This is a genomic window from Nonomuraea longispora (genome assembly GCF_004348345.1).
Lineage (GTDB): Bacteria > Actinomycetota > Actinomycetes > Streptosporangiales > Streptosporangiaceae > Nonomuraea > Nonomuraea longispora.
Map to the genome: position 1 here is coordinate 1 of NZ_SMJZ01000035.1, position 15,578 is coordinate 15,578.

Genomic DNA, 15,578 nt, shown 5'->3' on the forward strand with positions numbered 1-15,578 from the left:
GGGCGGCGGAAGTGCTCCTCCTGGCCAGTGGCCAGAACGACACCAGCAGAAAGAACGCTCCGACGGACATCAGGTCCTTATCGATGAGGGGCAGCGCGAGGTCGACGGTCACCAGGGCAGGGGTCCACAACGTCACCTGCCTGCGGGCGGCCAGGTGGACGACGAGCGCGAGCTGGGCCACGTAGAACAGGAACGGCCCCACGTCGTAGATGACCGGCTGCGCCCCCGGCACGGCCTGCACCTGTTCGAACAGCGGCCCCATGGCCGCGTGGTCGGCCGCCATGAAACCGATCGCGATGTCGATCAGGAACTGCGTGGCCGCGCACGCGATGCCGGCGATCCCGACGGCCAACTGCGCGGTGGCGAGCCTGGTACGGCCGAGTATTCGCCACATATCCCGAAATATAACGATGAACAGTGCGAGGGCGGCGAGAAACGCTATATGCCCGATCGTCCAGGCCGGCCCAGGCCCCCGGCTCCCGTCGAACCCGTCGACGATGCGGATCACTCCGTAGGCCAGCACGAGCAGCGGAGCGGTGACGTAAGCGGCGCGGACGATCACAGCGGGATCTTCTCGGGGTTGTCGCATACCCCCCAGCCTGCGGTTTCCCGGGCCGGTTGTGATCGCCTGGCCGGGCGATCCGCGCTCTCCCTCTCAAGAGCGAGTCACTCGCTCCGGCGACCCACCGGCGAGCTCACGCCACCCCGACGGCGTCGGCGACGTTCGAGGTCCACCTCGACCTCGTCGTCGGCTTACACCCCGGCCCGTGCCGGGCTTCTCGACGGCCTCGGCGGGGACCTCGAAGCCCGTGGCGGTCTTGGCGGCCGGCTCGATCGTGGTGCGAAACCGCATCACATGCCTCCAGGAAGGACGGCGGAGCAGGTCAGCGGAAGAACTCCGTCAGCACGGGCGCGAGCGCCTCCGCCTTGACGATGTGGGTCTGCCCGTCGAGCGTGCGGTGCTCGGCGCCGGGCAGCAGGCCGGCCAGCGCCCTGGCGGCGTTGCGGATCCATGGTCGGCTCCTGCCGCCGTCCATGACCAGAGTCGGCGTCTTGACGGCGGCCCAGCTGGACTCGGGGTAGGGCACGCCCTTCTCGTACGGCGCCACGAACGCCACGTCGTACGGCAGCGTGTGCGCCACCGACGTGAGCGTGGACCAGGCCGGCATGAACCGCATCATGGCCACGACCACGGCCGGCAGCCCGACGCCCGTACGCATGAAGTAGCGCACCGCGGCGGCGCGGCGGTCGGCGGCCACCAGCTCGTCCAGCGTGCGCTCGTAGTCGGCGGGGATGGCGGGGCGGGTGTCGTCGACGATGAACGGCGGCTCGTACAGCGCGAGTTTCTCGACCGGAACGCCCGCGTCGGCGGCGGCCAGCGCGAGGGCGGCCCCTGAGGAGGTGCCGTAGAGCCGCACCGGGCCGCCGGTCTCGGCGACCAGCGCGGCCAGATCCTCGATCTCGCGCTCCGTCGTGTACGGCGGGATGTCGCCGCTCTCGCCGCGCCCGCGCCTGTCGTAGGTGTAGACCGTGAAGTCGCCGGCCAGCGCGGTGGCCAGGGCGGCGTTGATGCTCTGCTTGCGGAAACTGAGGGCGCCGTCGACGAGGATGACCGCGGGGCCGTGGCCGACGCGCGTGTAGGCGATGGGGGTGCCGTCGGCCGAACGTACTTTGTCCATGGGTTGAACCTAGAGCCGACAAAAAAATTTGTCAAGACAGGTCACGGTCGGGTCTCGGTTGCACGTAAACGTACGCAGACACCCCGCCCCACGCTCCGTCAGAGTGGGATGTGCCGCGAAGGAGGGGACGGCGCGTGCCGCGGCGGGAACACGCGGTCTGCCAGCCGCGCCCCGCGGCACGCGCCGCGGACCTGCGCGTACGGGGTTCGCGCAGGACCGGAGCCGCGCTCCAGCACTGCGGCTCCAGCAGGTGCGGCCGGGCTCGGGCACGTGCGGCCGGCTCAGAACCGCGCGACCGGGTTGAGGACGCGCGCGCAGGCGCCGGGCCGCGCGGCCCGGCGCCTGCACGCGGGTCAGGGACGGGAGGGGCCGGTGCTGCCGCGTGGTGTGAGGACGGCCGCCCGGTCCTGGTAGGGCGGCACGCTCTCCCCGGAGATGAGGGCCAGCAGGCGCTGGGCGGCGTGCGCGCCGTAGGCGGGGATGTCGCGGGTGAGCGCGGTCAGCGGTGGCCGGACGACCTGGGCGAGCGGCGAGTCGTCCCAGGCCACGATGGAAAGGTCGCCCGGCACCTCCACCCGCATCTCCTGCGCCACCGACAGCCCGGCCACGGCCATGATGTCGTTGTCGTAGACGATCGCCGTCGGCCGGTCCGGCGAGCTGAGCAGCCTCCTGGTGGCCCTGGCGCCCTCCTCGCCGGTGTAGTCGGTGTGCACGATGACGTGCTCGGCCGCGCCCTCGCAGGCCCGCGCGAACGCCTGGTCGCGTACGGTCGTGTGGACCAGCTCGGGCAGCCCGGCGACCCGGGCGAGGCGGCGGTGGCCGAGCGCCCGCAGGTAGCCGACGGTCTCGCGGACGGCCTCGCCGTCGTCGGACCAGACGGCCGACAACGAGCCCGACTCGGAGGGGTGGCCGATCACCACGACCGGCATGCCGAGCCGTTCGAGCTCGGCCACGCGGGTGTCGGAATAGTGCAGGTCGACGAGGAAGGCGCCGTCGATGCGGCTCTCGCCCCACCAGTGCCGGTAGACCTCGCTCTCCTGCTGGTGGCTGGTGACGACCTGGAGCAGCAGCGCGTAGGAGCGGTCGGCGAGCACCCCTTCGATGCCGGAGATCAGCTCCATGAAGAACGGCTCGACGCCCAGGATTCGGGCGGGCCGGCAGAGCGCGAGGCCGACGCAGTTGGCCCTGGCGCCGTTGAGCGCCCTGGCCGCGCTGTTGGGCCGCCAGCCGATCTCGTCGGCTATGGCGATGATCCTGGCCCGCGTCGCCTCGGACACCCCGGGTTGCCCGTTGAGCGCGTAGGAGACCGCCACCTTGGACACTCCCGCCCGGCTGGCGATGTCGGCGATCGTCGGTCGCTTCACGGACGTCCCTCTCCTGAACCGGATAACCCTCTCTACTGTAGGTCACCGGCCTGTGGCACCGAGTCCTGAGGGGAACCGCTTAAGCCGCCAGGCGATCCGGATGGGAGGCGGAGTCCCTGATCACCAGCCGGCAGGGCATCTTGTGCACGCCTGGTGTGGCCCTGCCGTCGATGGCCGCGAACAGGTGCTGCGGCGCCGTCCGGCCGAGCAGTTCGAGGTTCATGTCGACGGTCGTCAACGCCGGGCGGATGTGGAGAACTGACACGTGAACATGGGGATTGTCAGGTTTATATACTCTTTGCCTTATGTGGGATGATGGATTGCGTTTCGGCATCCTCGGGCCGCTGATGGTACGGGCGGGCGGACGGGCCGTCCGGCTGGCCGCGGGAAAGCGACAGCAGTTCCTCGCCACCTTGCTGCTCAACCCCAACCGGGTGACGCCGCTGGACACCGTGGTGGAAATCCTCTGGCAGGGCCGGCCACCACGCTCTGCGATCGCCAACATCCGCACCTACGCCAGCTCCCTTCGCACCATGCTGGGCGGCATCGACAGGATCATCGGTGACTCGGTCGGCTACCGGCTCCGAGTAAGCCCGCACGAGCTGGACATGCTGACCTTCACCGAGCTGATACGGCAGGCGGAGTCGTCCCTCGAGCGGCACCGTCCGGAGATCGCCCTGAAGCTGTTCCGCCTTGCGGACGGCCTGTGGCGCGGCAGTCCGCTGGAGGACGTGCCGCCGCACCCGCAGTGGGCCGGGCCGTTGGAGCAGCTCGCTGAGCAGCGCCTGGCACTGCTCGAGAGTCTGGCCGCGCTCGAGCTCGCCGCACAGATGTACGCTTCAGTGATCACCCGGACCAGGAAGTTCCTGAGCGACCATCCGTTCCGGGAACGGGCGTGGATGCTGCTCATTCTCGCGTTGTACGGCAGGGGCCGCCGTGAGGAGGCGCTGGCCGCGTACGTGGAGTGCCGTCAGGCGTTGCGCGAGGAACTCGGCGTCGAGCCGAGTGAGGAACTGCGGACGGTGCAGTCCGGCATCCTGAACGGTGCCCGGGTGCGCTCCCTCGTGCTCGAGGCGCTGCAGGAGGCCAACGGCCCGTGGTTCTCCGCTCTGACCCCGGGGTCCGAAGGGCTCCCGCCCACCGATCCGATGACGGCGCACGAACTGGTGGATGCGATGGCCGCCGCCGGGCTGGTGGAACGTGTCGAGACCGACGACGAGGGTCAGGCCAGCTACCTGCTGCGGCTGCGATAGCGTCAGAAGATGGAACAGCCGGTCAGCGAGACGAAGGCCTCCAACGCCGCTGCCGCCGCCACCGAGCTGCCTTTCTGGTCCAGCCCCGGCCCCCATGCGGCCAGGGCGTAGCGGCCGGGCACGATGGCCACGATGCCGCCGCCGACGCCGCTCTTGCACGGCAGCCCGATCCGGTAGGCGAAGTCACCGGCGGCGTCGTAGGTGCCGCAGGTGAGCATGATCGCGTTGATCCGCTTGGCGTCCCGCGCGGACAGGATCCGCGAGCCGTCCTGCCGGATCCCGTCGCGGGCCAGGAACAGTGCTGCGCGGGCCAGCTCGTGACAGTTCAGCATCAGCGCGCACTGCCGGAAGTAGTGGTCCAGCACCCGGTCCACCGGGTTGGTCAGGTTGCCGAAGTCGGCGATCAGGTTGGCCATCGCGGCGTTGCGGAACCCGTTGGTGGCCTCGGAGGTCGCGGTGACGGTGTCCGCCTGCACCTCGGGGTTGCTCGACTCGGCGCGCAGGAATGTGCGTACCGCGTCGAAGGCGTCGCCCCTGTCCGTCAGCAACTGGTCGGTGATGACCAGTGCCCCGGCGTTCATGAACGGGTTGCGCGGGATGCCCCGTTCCATCTCCAGCTGGACCAGCGAGTTGAACGGGGTGCCCGCAGGTTCGCGATGGACCCGCTTCCAGACGGCGTCGCTGTCCCTGCTCAGCACCAGCGCCAGGCCGAACACCTTGATGATGCTCTGCAACGAGAAACGAGTGGTCACGTCGCCGGCCGTGTGCACCTCGCCGTCCGCCGTCGCCAAGGCGAGGCCGAACTGGCGGGGATCCACCCGGGCAAGGTCGGGGATATAGTCCGCGACCTTGCCTTGGCCGATGAAAGGCTTGACAGCGGTCAACACGTTCCGCACGACTTCCTCGTCGTTTACCGCTGCTATCACCATGTCAAACAATCTCTAGTAAGTTCGGCGCATGAACGAGAGTGGGAGCTTCGACCCCGAGCTCGACCGGCTCGTGGCGGAGTTTCGCGCAGAAGCCCAGCCGCTGTCCGACGTCATCGGGCAGGTCAACGAGATACAGGGCGAGGCGGCGAGCGCGGGGGGAAAGGTGGTGGTCCGGGTCGCACCGTCCGGAGAGCTGCTGGGACTGCGGATCGACAGACGGGCGATGCGGATGGGCTCCGAAGACCTGGCCGAGGCGATCATGGATGCCGCCCGGCAGGCCATGATGGACGCCGGGCGCAAGACCATGCAGGTGGCCAAGCCGTACCTCGATCTGGAGTAGCCACGACCGGGCGGACGGTGGTCACCGTCGCGGGATGAACCCGCGCGAGCCGTGGGCCAGGAGTTTCTGGTACATCTCCTCCGCGGTCAGTCCGGTTTCGGAGCCGGGAAGCGGGTTGTCGTGGTACGTCAGGTCCCTGGTCACCGCGTACATGGTCGTTCCGGCCATCCTGGGGATGATGGTTCCGGTGTTCAGCTGCCAGCCGTTGGGCAGCGGGATGTTCTGGTTGAGCATCCGCAGCCCCGGCACCTTCTGCATACCGTAGGCCGTGGCATCCGCCACGCCGTCGAAGACCATGTTGCTCAGGAAATGGCTACCGTACTCCTTCATGTTGTGGTCCAGTGACAACACGTCGTTGCCCGACAGGTCCTTCTCCACCCCGGCGACCGCGTTGATGGCGAAGGGGATGGCCACCTCGCCCGCCGCGTAGGCGAAGCTGTCCGCGAGCGGGTAGACGAAGTAGGGCAGGAGATATTTGATGGCGAAGGTCTCGCCATAGTTTTTTATCAACAACGCCTGCTTGCGCGCGATCGCCCTGAAGATCTTCCAGGTGACGAGCTGGTAGCCGGTGGTGAAGATCAGGTCCGCGATCAGGATCGCGCAGAGCACTTTCAGCGCGTAGTTGGTCTTCTCGATGACGTCGGCGTAGGCGCGGCATGCCGCGGCCGCTCTTCGGTACTTGTACGCCGTCACGAACACCGCGAGACCGAACTTGCCCTCCCAGAACTTATGGAATTCGGCATAGTCGCGCCCGTTGTTCTCCGTCCATACCTTTTCGGCCCATGTGTGGGCCTGCTGCTGATGGCGGTCGATCGAGTCGGCGATCAACTCGAGCTTGTCCGCGGCCTCGCGGATTTTCTCCGGATCGCCTTCGAGGTACCGAACCCCGAGTATCGTCTCGGGGTTCAGCGCTGCCACCGCACCGACGCCGCCCATCAGGCCGAGCGTCACCTTGGCCGACGGCCCCAGGGACATGCGCGCCTCCTTCCGAGGTCAGTGGTGACGGGCCTTGGTGGTCGGCACGGTGATGGAGTCGTTCGTCCTGGAGCTGAACTCGACAAGCCGTTGGACGGCGCCCACGTTGAGCTTGGTGATCCAGTCCGCCTCCTTGACGGTGGCGGACATCGAGTTCAGCGTCGCGGAAATCTCGGTATAGGACATCAGCATGTCCTGCATCGCCCTGTCCAGGTCGTGGTAGACCTCGTCGAAACCGGGCCGGCCGTCCTGGCCGTTGCGGAAGACGCGTGCGACTTCGTCGGTGGACGGGTTCCCGAAATATTCCGCGAGCCGGTACACCTCTTCACGAAGATGGTCCGTCGCGTGGAACAGGTAGTTGCCTTCCTCCCGAATTCCTTCACTGCTGTCCTCCAGATTTTCGTAAGAGGTTCTGTACTCGCGCGCTGAACGGTCGGGGTGTGACATTTTCTCTCCAGTACAGGAAGGCAACACGGCCTTCAGCCGGGGCAGGTCAGCTCTTCACCGGCGCGTCGGCGCTGTCCCAGACCTGCACGTTGCGCAGTTCGGGCATCCGGTCCTTGGTGAAGACCGGATCTTCCACGCCCGCCCTGCGCTGTGCCACATAGTCGCCCAGCAGCTTGAACGCGGTCTTGGACAGCGGCGCCAGCGCGGCCAGGTTGATCAGCGCCAGCAGTGCCATCATCAGGTCGGCCACGGCCCACACCGTGGCGAAGGAGCCCACGGCCCCGACGAACACCGCGATCAGCACCAGCACGCGGAGCACCGGCAGACCCTTGCGGCCGACCAGGAACTCCACGTTGGACTCGCCGTAGTAGTAGTTGCCCAGCACCGAGCTGAACGCCAGCATGAAGATCACCACAGCCAGCGCGATGCCCGCCCACGAGCCCAGGTTCGTCACCAGCGCCGACTGGGTGAGGTTGGCCCCGGTCTCGTCGTTGCCGGCCAGTGTGGGGTTGGCGAACAGAATGGTGAACGCGGTGAGGGAACAGACCAGGATGGTGTCGAAGAACACCCCCAGTGCCTGCACCAGCCCCTGGTTGACCGGGTGCCGCACGCTCGCCGCGGCGCCCGCGTTCGGCGCCGAGCCGAGCCCGGCCTCGTTGGAGAACAGGCCCCGCCGCACGCCCTGCATGATGGCCGCGCCCAGGCCGCCGGCTGCCATCTCCTCGAATCCGAACGCGCTGCTCACGATCTCGCTGACCGCTGTGGGAATGTTCTGGATATTCATGATCACCACGGTGCCGCCGAGCAGGAGGTAGACGATGGCCATCACGGGGACCAGCATGGTCGTCACCGACACCAGCCGGGTCACTCCACCGAAGACCACCAACGCGGTGAGGGCGACAAGGGCGAGCCCGATGATGACGGACGGCGCGGCCGAGTCGGCGGGCATGCCGAACGCCGACACCATGGTGGCGCTGATCGTGTTGGCCTGCACCGAGTTGAAGGCCAGTGCGAAGGTCAGCGTGATGACCGCCGCGAAGATCATGCCCATCCACTTGGCGTTGAGGCCGAACCTCATGTAGTAGGCCGGACCGCCGCGGAAGGAGCCCTTGTCGCGCACCTTGTACAGCTGCGCGAGGGTCGATTCAGCGAACGCCGACGCGGCGCCGATGACCGCCATCACCCACATCCAGAAGACCGCGCCCGGCCCGCCCAGAGTGATGGCGGCGGCCACTCCCGCCACATTGCCTGTGCCGACCCGGGCCGCCGCGGAGATGGTGAAGGCGCCGAAGGACGACACCGGTCTCCCGCCCTCCCGGTCCGGCGCCGACTTCCGCGCCACCGCCCGGAACATCTCCGGGAACATGCGGAACTGCACCCCCTTGGACTGGATGGTGAAGAAGAGCCCCAGGAGGACGACTACGGGAATGAGCAAATATGTCCACAAGCCGTCAGTGATATCGGCGAGCGCAGCATCCATGAAGATATCTCTCGTGTGCGAGGGTTTGCCGGCAACATTGAACGCGAAACCCGATGGAGGGGTGAGTTCGGCATGCTAGCGACCGCCGATACAATAGTGATACATCGCCAAATTTCAATTATTCTTGCATTGTTGAATGGCTCATCGATGGCCGTGCCCCCGCCGGACGGAGAACGCGGCGGGGACACGGCCGGCGGCGCAAGGGCGCGGCCGGGCGATCAGGAGGCGGTGCAGGCGAAGGAGCCCGCCGTGGCCGTGCCGCCGCCGAAGTACGTCGCCTCGCGCGAGGTCTGCCCGATGCCGTTGGCGCCGTCGAAGATGCGCCGGCCCCAGGAGGTCAGGCTGGAGGCGTTGAAGTCGTTCACCATGTCGAGGTATTCGACGCCGCCGCCGTTGCCGCTCCACGACCAGCCGATGTAGCCGACGCCGCGCGACTGCGCCTCGGACATGATCGTGTCCTCGTCCGGGTTGCCGTCGGAGTGGTCGTGCCCGAACTCGCCGATCACCAGCGGCAGGCCGGACGACTGGAAGGCGTCGAGGTAGGCGGTGATCTCGGCGGCGGTGTCGAAGACGCCGTACATGTGGATGGAGAAGACGGTGTTGCTCTGGGGGTCGGCGGCGGCCACGGTCCTCGCGTTGTCACGCATGGTGAACTGCCACGGCCTGGCCGAGGGTGTAGGCGCCGTCCTGCTCGCCGTAGCCGGTCGTGTCGTGGTTCTCGAGCACGCATATTAACCGGTTCTGCCTGCAGAGCGAGACGACGTTGGCCACGTCGGCGGCGTCGTTGGGGGCCCATCTGCCGCCGCTCAGCACCACGCGGACCGTGTTGGCCCGCAGCGTCTTGATGGCGGCGAAGGAACCGGTCTGGGTGGTGAACCAGGTGTGCGCGTGGCTGACGCCGCGCATGACGAACGGGTTCCCGTCGGCCTCCACGATCCTGGTGCCGCCGACTTGGAGTCCGGTCGCGGCGTGCGCGGGAGCCGGGGCGACGATCATGGAGACGAGGAGCGACACGAACGCCGCCGCCACGAGCCCGAGCCGATTGGTCATAAGGGTGCCCTTCCGCTGTGGTTAACCGGTTATGCACAGGCATGGTCTGCGGATTCGGTCCCGGTGTACAGCGGGGCGGCGCGAGTCGCGGCGCGGGTGGCGACCCCTACGTGGGCAGACGTCGCGGACGACGGGCGGCGGGACGTGAAACTTTCAGCCGGCGGGCGGCCTGAGCGTGGGAAGCCCGGCGGCGAGCGCTGCGAGGAAGCGGTGGAGGGCGGGCAGCAACTGGGGGCAGTGCCGGGCGAGCTCGGGCTCCTGGGCGTAGACCTCGGCGAGGACCCGCGGCGGGTTGGCGGCGGGGTAGAGCCGGCCGGCCGTGACGGCGGCCGCGCCGACGAGCTCCCTGGCCTCGCTCTCGGTCAGGTGCGACGCGCGGGCGACCTGCGTGCCCAGCTCGTCGATCATGGTCACCACACCGCGCTTGTAGATGCGGGCCGCCTCGACCGACACGTTGTGCTCCAGGCTGACCGACGAGTGGCTGAGCAGGTCGCAGAAGAGCGGGCGCTCGGCGATCGTCTCCGCCAGCGCCGCCACCACGTCGTCCACGTCGCGGGCGGTGCGCAGGCGGCCGGTGACCGCCTCCGCCCAGCTCCGGTATTCCTCGGCGGTCAGGACGAGGTAGATCTCCTCCCGGGTGCCGAAATAGCGCACGACGTTGGACTTCGCCAGTCCGACCGCCTCCGCGACCGCTCCCAGGCTGACGTTGCGCACGCCGGACGCGGCGGCGAGCTGGCGAGCGGCGGCGAGGATGGCCTCGCGCCGCTGCTGCTTGTGCTCGGGCCGCCTGGCCCGCAGGAAAGTCCGCGTCATCGTCGCCCAGCATACGACGCCCATTTAAAAGAACGCTGTTCTCTTGTTAAGGGAACGGTGTTCTGTTAGCGTCGCCGGGACAACGGGTTCCGACGGAAGGAAGAGCGTGACGGAGATACGGATGCGGGTGAACGGCGCCGTCGAGTCCCTCGACGTCCAGCCGTGGGTCAGCCTGCTCGACGCCCTGCGGGACCGGCTCGGCGTCACCGGCCCCAAGAAGGGCTGCGACCAGGGCGCCTGCGGCGCGTGCACGGTGCTAGCCGACGGCGTGCGCATCAACGCCTGCCTGGCCCTCGCCGTCCAGTACGACGGCAGGGAGATCACCACGGTCGAGGGCCTGGCCTCCGGCGAGGAACTGCACCCGTTGCAGGCGGCGTTCATCCGGCACGACGGCCTCCAATGCGGCTACTGCACGCCCGGCCAGCTCTGCTCGGCGGTCGCCATGCTGGCCGAACACCGCGCGGGCATGCCCAGCGCCGTGACCGAACGGTCAGGGGAGCTCACCGAGGCCGAGATCAGGGAGCGCATGAGCGGCAACCTGTGCCGCTGCGGCGCCTACAACGGCATCGTCGACGCCATCAGGGACGTCGCGGCGCAGGAGGCACGATGAAGCCGTTCGCGTACGTCAAGCCCGCCGACGTCGCCGGCGCCGTCCGCGCGGTCTCCGGCGAGCCGGGCGCGAAGTTCCTCGGCGGCGGCACCAACCTGGTCGACCTCATGCGCGAGGGCGTCGAGCGGCCCGACACGGTCGTCGACGTCACCGGCCTGCCCCTCGACACGATCGACGAGCTGCCAGGCGGCGGGCTGCGGATCGGCGCGCTGGTGCGCAACGGCACCCTCACGGCCGACGAACGGGTCCGCGCCCGCTACCCGGTGTTGTCGCAGGCGCTGCTCGCCGGGGCCTCGGCCCAACTGCGCAACATGGCGACCGTCGGGGGCAACCTGCTCCAGCGCACCCGTTGCCCCTACTTCTACGACCACGCCGCCGCCTGCAACAAACGCGAGCCGGGCGGCGGCTGCGACGCGCTCGGAGGGCTCAACCGGTCGCACGCCGTCCTCGGCGTCAGCGGCAGTTGCATAGCCGCGCACCCCTCCGACATGTGCGTGGCGCTCGCGGCGCTCGACGCCGTGATCGAGGTGGAGAGCGTGCGTGGGACCCGGCGCATCCCCATGACCGGTTTCCACCGGCTCCCCGGCGACACACCGGAGATCGAGACGGAGCTGGCCCCCGACGAGCTGGTCACCGCGGTTGAGCTGCCCTCCGCCCCGTTCGCGGCCCGCTCCCGCTACCGCAAGGTGCGCGACCGGGCGTCGTACGCGTTCGCCCTGGTCTCCGTGGCGGCGGCGCTGGAGGTGCGGGACGGCGCCGTGACGGCGGTGCGGCTGGCGCTCGGCGGCGTCGGGGCCAAGCCCTGGCGGGCGCACGAGGCGGAGCGGATCCTGCTCGGCGGGCCGGCGGGCGAGGAGTCGTTCACCCGCGCGGCCGAGGCCGAGCTGGCCGGGGCCGACGTCCGGCCGGGCAACGCGTTCAAGGTCCACCTCGCACGCGCCACGGTCGTGGCCACGCTGCGCGAGCTGAACACCGGAGAGGGCACCGCATGACCACGAAGTACGCCGAGACCGAGCAGCGGCAGGCCGCCGTCAAGCACGTCGGACGCCCGGTCGACCGGGTCGACGGCCGGGCCAAGACCACGGGCGAGGCCCGCTACGCCGCCGAGCACCGCCACCCGGGAATGGCCCATGCCGCGCTCGTCCACGCCACGGTCGCGAGGGGCCGCATCGAGAGCCTCGACACCGAGGCCGCGCGCGCCGTGCCCGGCGTGATCGAGGTGCTCACCCACGAGAACGCGCCGCCCATGAAGCCGGCGCCGAAGCGCAGCCTGCTGAATCTCAGCTCGCTGGCCTCCGGCACCACGGTCTCCTACCTGGGCACGGACGAGGTGCACTGGAACGGCCAGCCGGTGGCGGTCGTGGTCGCGGAGACGCCCGAGGCAGCCCGGCACGCGGCCACGCTGGTGCGGGTGACGTACCGGGAGCTGCCCGCCGTGGTCGACTTCGCGGCCGAGGAACCGAACGCGGTCCAGCAGAAAGGCAGCATGATCCAGCCGGCCGGCGGCGACAAGGGCGACGCGGCGGTCGCGCTCGCCGCCGCGCCCGTGTCGGTGGACCTGCGCTTCACCACGCCGCCGCACCACCACAACGCGATCGAGCCGCACGCCACGGTCGCCGTGTGGGACGGCGACCACCTGACCGTGCACGAGAGCACGCAGCACATCGCCTGGCTGCGCAGGCACCTGGCGCTGAGGTTCGGCATCCCCGAGCGGGCGATCAGGGTGCTGTCGCCCTACGTGGGCGGCGGGTTCGGCGGCAAGTACGCGGTCTGGGCGGGCACGCTGCTCGCCGTACTGGCCGCCCGCGCGACCGCCCGCCCCGTACGGCTGGCCCTCACCAGGGAGGCCGTCCACCGCACGGTCGGCGCCCGGACCCCCACCGTGCAGCGGGTCGCGCTGGGCGCCGACGCCGGCGGCGACCTGACCGCGCTGATCCACACCAGCGTGGCCATGACGAGCCGGATCGGCGGCATGCCCGAGGGCGTCGTGTCGCCTTCGCGCCACCTCTACGACGCCGCCACCATCCATCTGCGGCAGCGGCTCGTCCGGCTCGACCTGCTCGCCAACACGTCCATGCGCGCCCCCGGCGACTCCGTCGGCTCCTTCGCCCTGGAGTCGGCGATGGACGAGCTGGCCTGCGAGCTCGGCATGGACCCCGTCGAGCTGCGCATGCGCAACGAGCCCGCGCGCAACCCGATGGACGGCAAACCCTTCTCCCACCGCATGTTGCGCGAGGCGTACGAGGTGGGGGCGGAGCGCTTCGGGTGGCGCGAACGCGATCCCGGGGCCGGCTCGATGCGGGACGGTCGCTGGCTGGTCGGCATGGGGGTCGCCACGGCGTACCACCCGTCGATGGTGATGCCGGCCGCCGTCACCGTGCGGATGGACGCCGGCGGCGAGGTCGTGGTGCGCTGCGCCCTGCAGGAGATCGGCGTCGGCGCGGCCACCGTGCAGGCCCAGATCGCCGCGGACGAGCTGGGCGTGCCGCTGGAGGCCGTACGCGTGGAGATCGGCGACTCCGAGCTGCCAGAAGGGCCGGGAGCGGGCGGGTCGGCGCAGACGGCCAGCGGCGCCGAAGGGGTGCTGGCCGCGTGCCGCAAGCTCAAGGAGTCGGCCCTCGCGCTGGCGCGGCGCTCGCCGGACTCGCCGCTGCGCGGGCGAAGGCTGGACGACCTGGAGGCCCGCGACGGCGGTCTCCATCACGGCGGGGACGGCGAGACGTACGCGGCGATCCTGGCTCGCGCGGGGCGCGACCACCTGGAGGCGGGCGGGAGGACGGGCATGCTGAAGTTCTTGGCGCGGGCCCTGAACGACCGCCGGCGCTGGGTGAAGGCCGCGTGCGGCGCCCACTTCTGCGAGGTGCGGGTCGACCAGGACACCGGCGAGGTGCGCGTGTCGCGCTGGCTGGGCGTGTTCGACATCGGCCGGGTGATCAACGCGAAGACGGCGGCGGCGCAGCTGCGCGGCGGCATCGTGATGGGCATCGGCATGGCGTTGTCGGAGGCGAGCCAGGTCGATCCGCGTACCGGCCGCATCATGAACCCGAGCCTGGCCGAGTACCACGTCCCCGTGCACGCCGACGTCCCGCCCATCGACGTGCAGTGGCTGGACGTGCCCGACCCGACGATGCCCCTGGGGCTGCTCGGTATCGGGGAGGTCGGCATCACCGGGGTCGCCGCCGCCGTGGCGAACGCCGTCAGGCACGCCACCGGCAAGCGGGTCGCCGACCTGCCCATCACCCTCGACAAATTGCTGTAGCTACGGCAACGAACACGGCGTGGACGTCCTGCCGCTCAGGTGAGATAGCGCACCCACAGGTACGGCGTCGACAGCGCCACGGTCACGAACGTCACGACCAGCCCGTACTTCGTGAACTGCCAGAAGCTGATCGGGTTGCCGTTGCGGGCGGCGATGCCGAGGATGACGACGTTGGCCGCCGCCCCGACGGCCGTGGCGTTGCCGCCCAGGTCGGCGCCGATCGCGAGGGCCCACCACAAGACCTGCGCCTGCTCGCCGCCGCCCGCGGCCTGGACGAGATCGGCGACGATGGGGCTCATGGTGGCGACGTACGGGATGTTGTCCACGACGGCCGACAACACGGCCGAGCCCCACAGCAGCACCATCGCCGACAGGGCCGGCCGCCCGCCGGTGGCCTCGGCCGCCGCCTCGGAGACCAGCCCGATGACGCCGGTCTCCACCAGCCCTCCCACCATGACGAACAACCCCGCGAAGAACACGAGCGTCGGCCACTCGACCTCGGCGATGGCCTCCTCGGTCGTCACGCGCGTGGCCGCGACCAGCACGCCCGCGCCGAGCAGCGCGACCACGGACGGCTCGTAGTGCAGCACCGGGTGGAGCACGAACGCAGCCATCACCAGCACGAGCACGGCCAGCGCCTGCCGCAGCAGCCGGGGGTCGGCGATGGCCTCCCGCTCGTTCAGCGCCATGACCTCCGCGGCCCGTTCGGGGTCGTAGGTGAACGCCGACCTGAACAACCACCGGCACAGCCCGATGAACACCGCCACCAGCACCACGATGAGCGGCCCCATGTGGACGAGGAAGTCGTTGAAGGTCAGGCCGCCGCGGCTGGCGATGATGATGTTGGGCGGGTCGCCGACGAGCGTGGCGGCGCCGCCGATGTTCGACGCCAGCGCCTCGGCGATCAGGTAGGGGACCACGGGCAGCGCCAGCCGCTCGCACACCAGGAACGTCACGGGCGCGATGAGCAGTACGGTGGTCACGTTGTCGAGCAGCGCCGACGCGCTGGCCGTGATCAGGATCAGCAGCGCCATGAGCCGGAACGGCCGGCCCCTGGCCCGTTTGGCCGCCCAGATGGCCAGGAACTCGAAGACGCCGGTCTGTTTCAGCACCCCGACGATGATCATCATGCCGAGGAGCAGGAAGATCACGTTCCAGTCGATGCCGGAATGTTCGTCGAAGAACGCCGAGCCCGCGTCGGTGGCGTGGACCAACAGCATGATCGCCGCGCCGCCGAGCGCCGCCGCGACCCGATGCACCTTCTCGGTGGCGATCAACGTGTACGCGCACAGGAACGCGGCCACCGCCAGCCAGGCCGTAACGGTCAAACGAACTCCCGAGTCGGTGACAGGACCGCCGACCACACGTTATCAACCCAG

General features: G+C 69.6%; 17 protein-coding genes. 5 read left to right on the forward strand and 12 right to left on the reverse strand.

Annotated elements, in window-relative coordinates; translation table 11 throughout:
* The 4 genes from E1267_RS12020 to E1267_RS12040 all read right to left on the reverse strand — a co-directional run.
* On the reverse strand, positions 1 to 589 hold a 589-nt coding region (locus E1267_RS12020), incomplete at its 3' end, for a hypothetical protein (protein WP_181957791.1).
* 295 nt (positions 590 to 884) lie between these two features.
* Positions 885 to 1,679: an alpha/beta fold hydrolase gene (locus E1267_RS12025; RefSeq protein ID WP_132332513.1), complete on the reverse strand. Its 795-nt coding sequence runs from the start codon at positions 1,677 to 1,679 to the stop codon at positions 885 to 887.
* Between the two features lie 353 nt (positions 1,680 to 2,032).
* Positions 2,033 to 3,043: a LacI family DNA-binding transcriptional regulator gene (locus tag E1267_RS12035; protein ID WP_132332515.1), complete on the reverse strand. Its 1,011-nt coding sequence runs from the start codon at positions 3,041 to 3,043 to the stop codon at positions 2,033 to 2,035.
* 79 nt (positions 3,044 to 3,122) lie between these two features.
* On the reverse strand, positions 3,123 to 3,308 hold the full coding sequence (locus E1267_RS12040; RefSeq protein WP_246063778.1) for a substrate-binding domain-containing protein: 186 nt from the start codon (positions 3,306 to 3,308) through the stop codon (positions 3,123 to 3,125).
* Between the two features lie 40 nt (positions 3,309 to 3,348).
* Here E1267_RS12040 and E1267_RS12045 point away from each other — a divergent pair, with 40 nt between their 5' ends.
* Entirely contained in the window at positions 3,349 to 4,296 is a 948-nt protein-coding gene (locus E1267_RS12045) for an AfsR/SARP family transcriptional regulator (protein ID WP_132332516.1), read from the forward strand.
* 2 nt (positions 4,297 to 4,298) lie between these two features.
* Here the strand turns inward: E1267_RS12045 and E1267_RS12050 are convergent, their stop codons facing one another.
* Entirely contained in the window at positions 4,299 to 5,225 is a 927-nt protein-coding gene (locus E1267_RS12050; RefSeq protein ID WP_132332517.1) for a glutaminase, read from the reverse strand.
* Positions 5,226 to 5,253: 28 nt separating this feature from the next.
* Between E1267_RS12050 and E1267_RS12055 the strand changes: the two genes are divergently transcribed.
* The gene (locus E1267_RS12055; RefSeq protein WP_132332518.1) at positions 5,254 to 5,565 is read left to right on the forward strand and encodes a YbaB/EbfC family nucleoid-associated protein; all 312 of its coding nucleotides are present in this window, start codon (positions 5,254 to 5,256) and stop codon (positions 5,563 to 5,565) included.
* A 21-nt stretch (positions 5,566 to 5,586) separates the two neighbouring features.
* Here the strand turns inward: E1267_RS12055 and E1267_RS12060 are convergent, their stop codons facing one another.
* From E1267_RS12060 to E1267_RS12080, 6 genes are all read right to left on the reverse strand, one after another.
* Positions 5,587 to 6,540 (reverse strand): WXG100-like domain-containing protein, encoded by a 954-nt coding sequence (locus tag E1267_RS12060; protein WP_132332519.1) that lies wholly within the window; start codon positions 6,538 to 6,540, stop codon positions 5,587 to 5,589.
* A gap of 18 nt (positions 6,541 to 6,558) precedes the next feature.
* A complete protein-coding gene (locus E1267_RS12065; protein ID WP_132332520.1) occupies positions 6,559 to 6,987 on the reverse strand; it encodes a hypothetical protein in 429 nt (142 codons plus the stop codon).
* 46 nt (positions 6,988 to 7,033) lie between these two features.
* Complete coding sequence (locus E1267_RS12070) at positions 7,034 to 8,422, reverse strand: alanine/glycine:cation symporter family protein (RefSeq protein ID WP_342774804.1); 1,389 nt, start codon at positions 8,420 to 8,422, stop codon at positions 7,034 to 7,036.
* A 263-nt stretch (positions 8,423 to 8,685) separates the two neighbouring features.
* Positions 8,686 to 9,114, reverse strand: a complete 429-nt coding sequence (locus tag E1267_RS46290; RefSeq protein WP_246063781.1) for a cellulase family glycosylhydrolase — start codon at positions 9,112 to 9,114, stop codon at positions 8,686 to 8,688.
* On the reverse strand, positions 9,107 to 9,517 hold the full coding sequence (locus tag E1267_RS46295) for a glycoside hydrolase family 5 protein (RefSeq protein WP_246063783.1): 411 nt from the start codon (positions 9,515 to 9,517) through the stop codon (positions 9,107 to 9,109). Before E1267_RS46295 ends, E1267_RS46290 begins: the two co-directional genes overlap by 8 nt.
* A gap of 153 nt (positions 9,518 to 9,670) precedes the next feature.
* Positions 9,671 to 10,330: a TetR/AcrR family transcriptional regulator gene (locus E1267_RS12080; protein ID WP_132332522.1), complete on the reverse strand. Its 660-nt coding sequence runs from the start codon at positions 10,328 to 10,330 to the stop codon at positions 9,671 to 9,673.
* A gap of 121 nt (positions 10,331 to 10,451) precedes the next feature.
* On the opposite strand from E1267_RS12080, the gene E1267_RS12085 reads away from it, so the two are divergent.
* Genes E1267_RS12085 through E1267_RS12095 form a run of 3 tightly spaced genes read left to right on the forward strand, consistent with a single transcriptional unit; the run spans position 10,452 to position 14,199 of the window.
* Entirely contained in the window at positions 10,452 to 10,940 is a 489-nt protein-coding gene (locus E1267_RS12085) for a (2Fe-2S)-binding protein (RefSeq protein WP_220449442.1), read from the forward strand.
* Complete coding sequence (locus E1267_RS12090) at positions 10,937 to 11,932, forward strand: FAD binding domain-containing protein (RefSeq protein ID WP_132332524.1); 996 nt, start codon at positions 10,937 to 10,939, stop codon at positions 11,930 to 11,932. The genes E1267_RS12085 and E1267_RS12090 overlap by 4 nt, the downstream gene beginning before the upstream one ends.
* Positions 11,929 to 14,199: a xanthine dehydrogenase family protein molybdopterin-binding subunit gene (locus E1267_RS12095; RefSeq protein ID WP_132332525.1), complete on the forward strand. Its 2,271-nt coding sequence runs from the start codon at positions 11,929 to 11,931 to the stop codon at positions 14,197 to 14,199. Before E1267_RS12090 ends, E1267_RS12095 begins: the two co-directional genes overlap by 4 nt.
* 35 nt (positions 14,200 to 14,234) lie before the next feature.
* Here the strand turns inward: E1267_RS12095 and E1267_RS12100 are convergent, their stop codons facing one another.
* Positions 14,235 to 15,527 carry an ArsB/NhaD family transporter gene (locus E1267_RS12100; RefSeq protein WP_132332526.1) on the reverse strand — a complete coding sequence of 431 codons (1,293 nt, stop codon included), beginning with the start codon at positions 15,525 to 15,527 and terminating at the stop codon, positions 14,235 to 14,237.
* Positions 15,528 to 15,578: the final 51 nt, after the last annotated feature.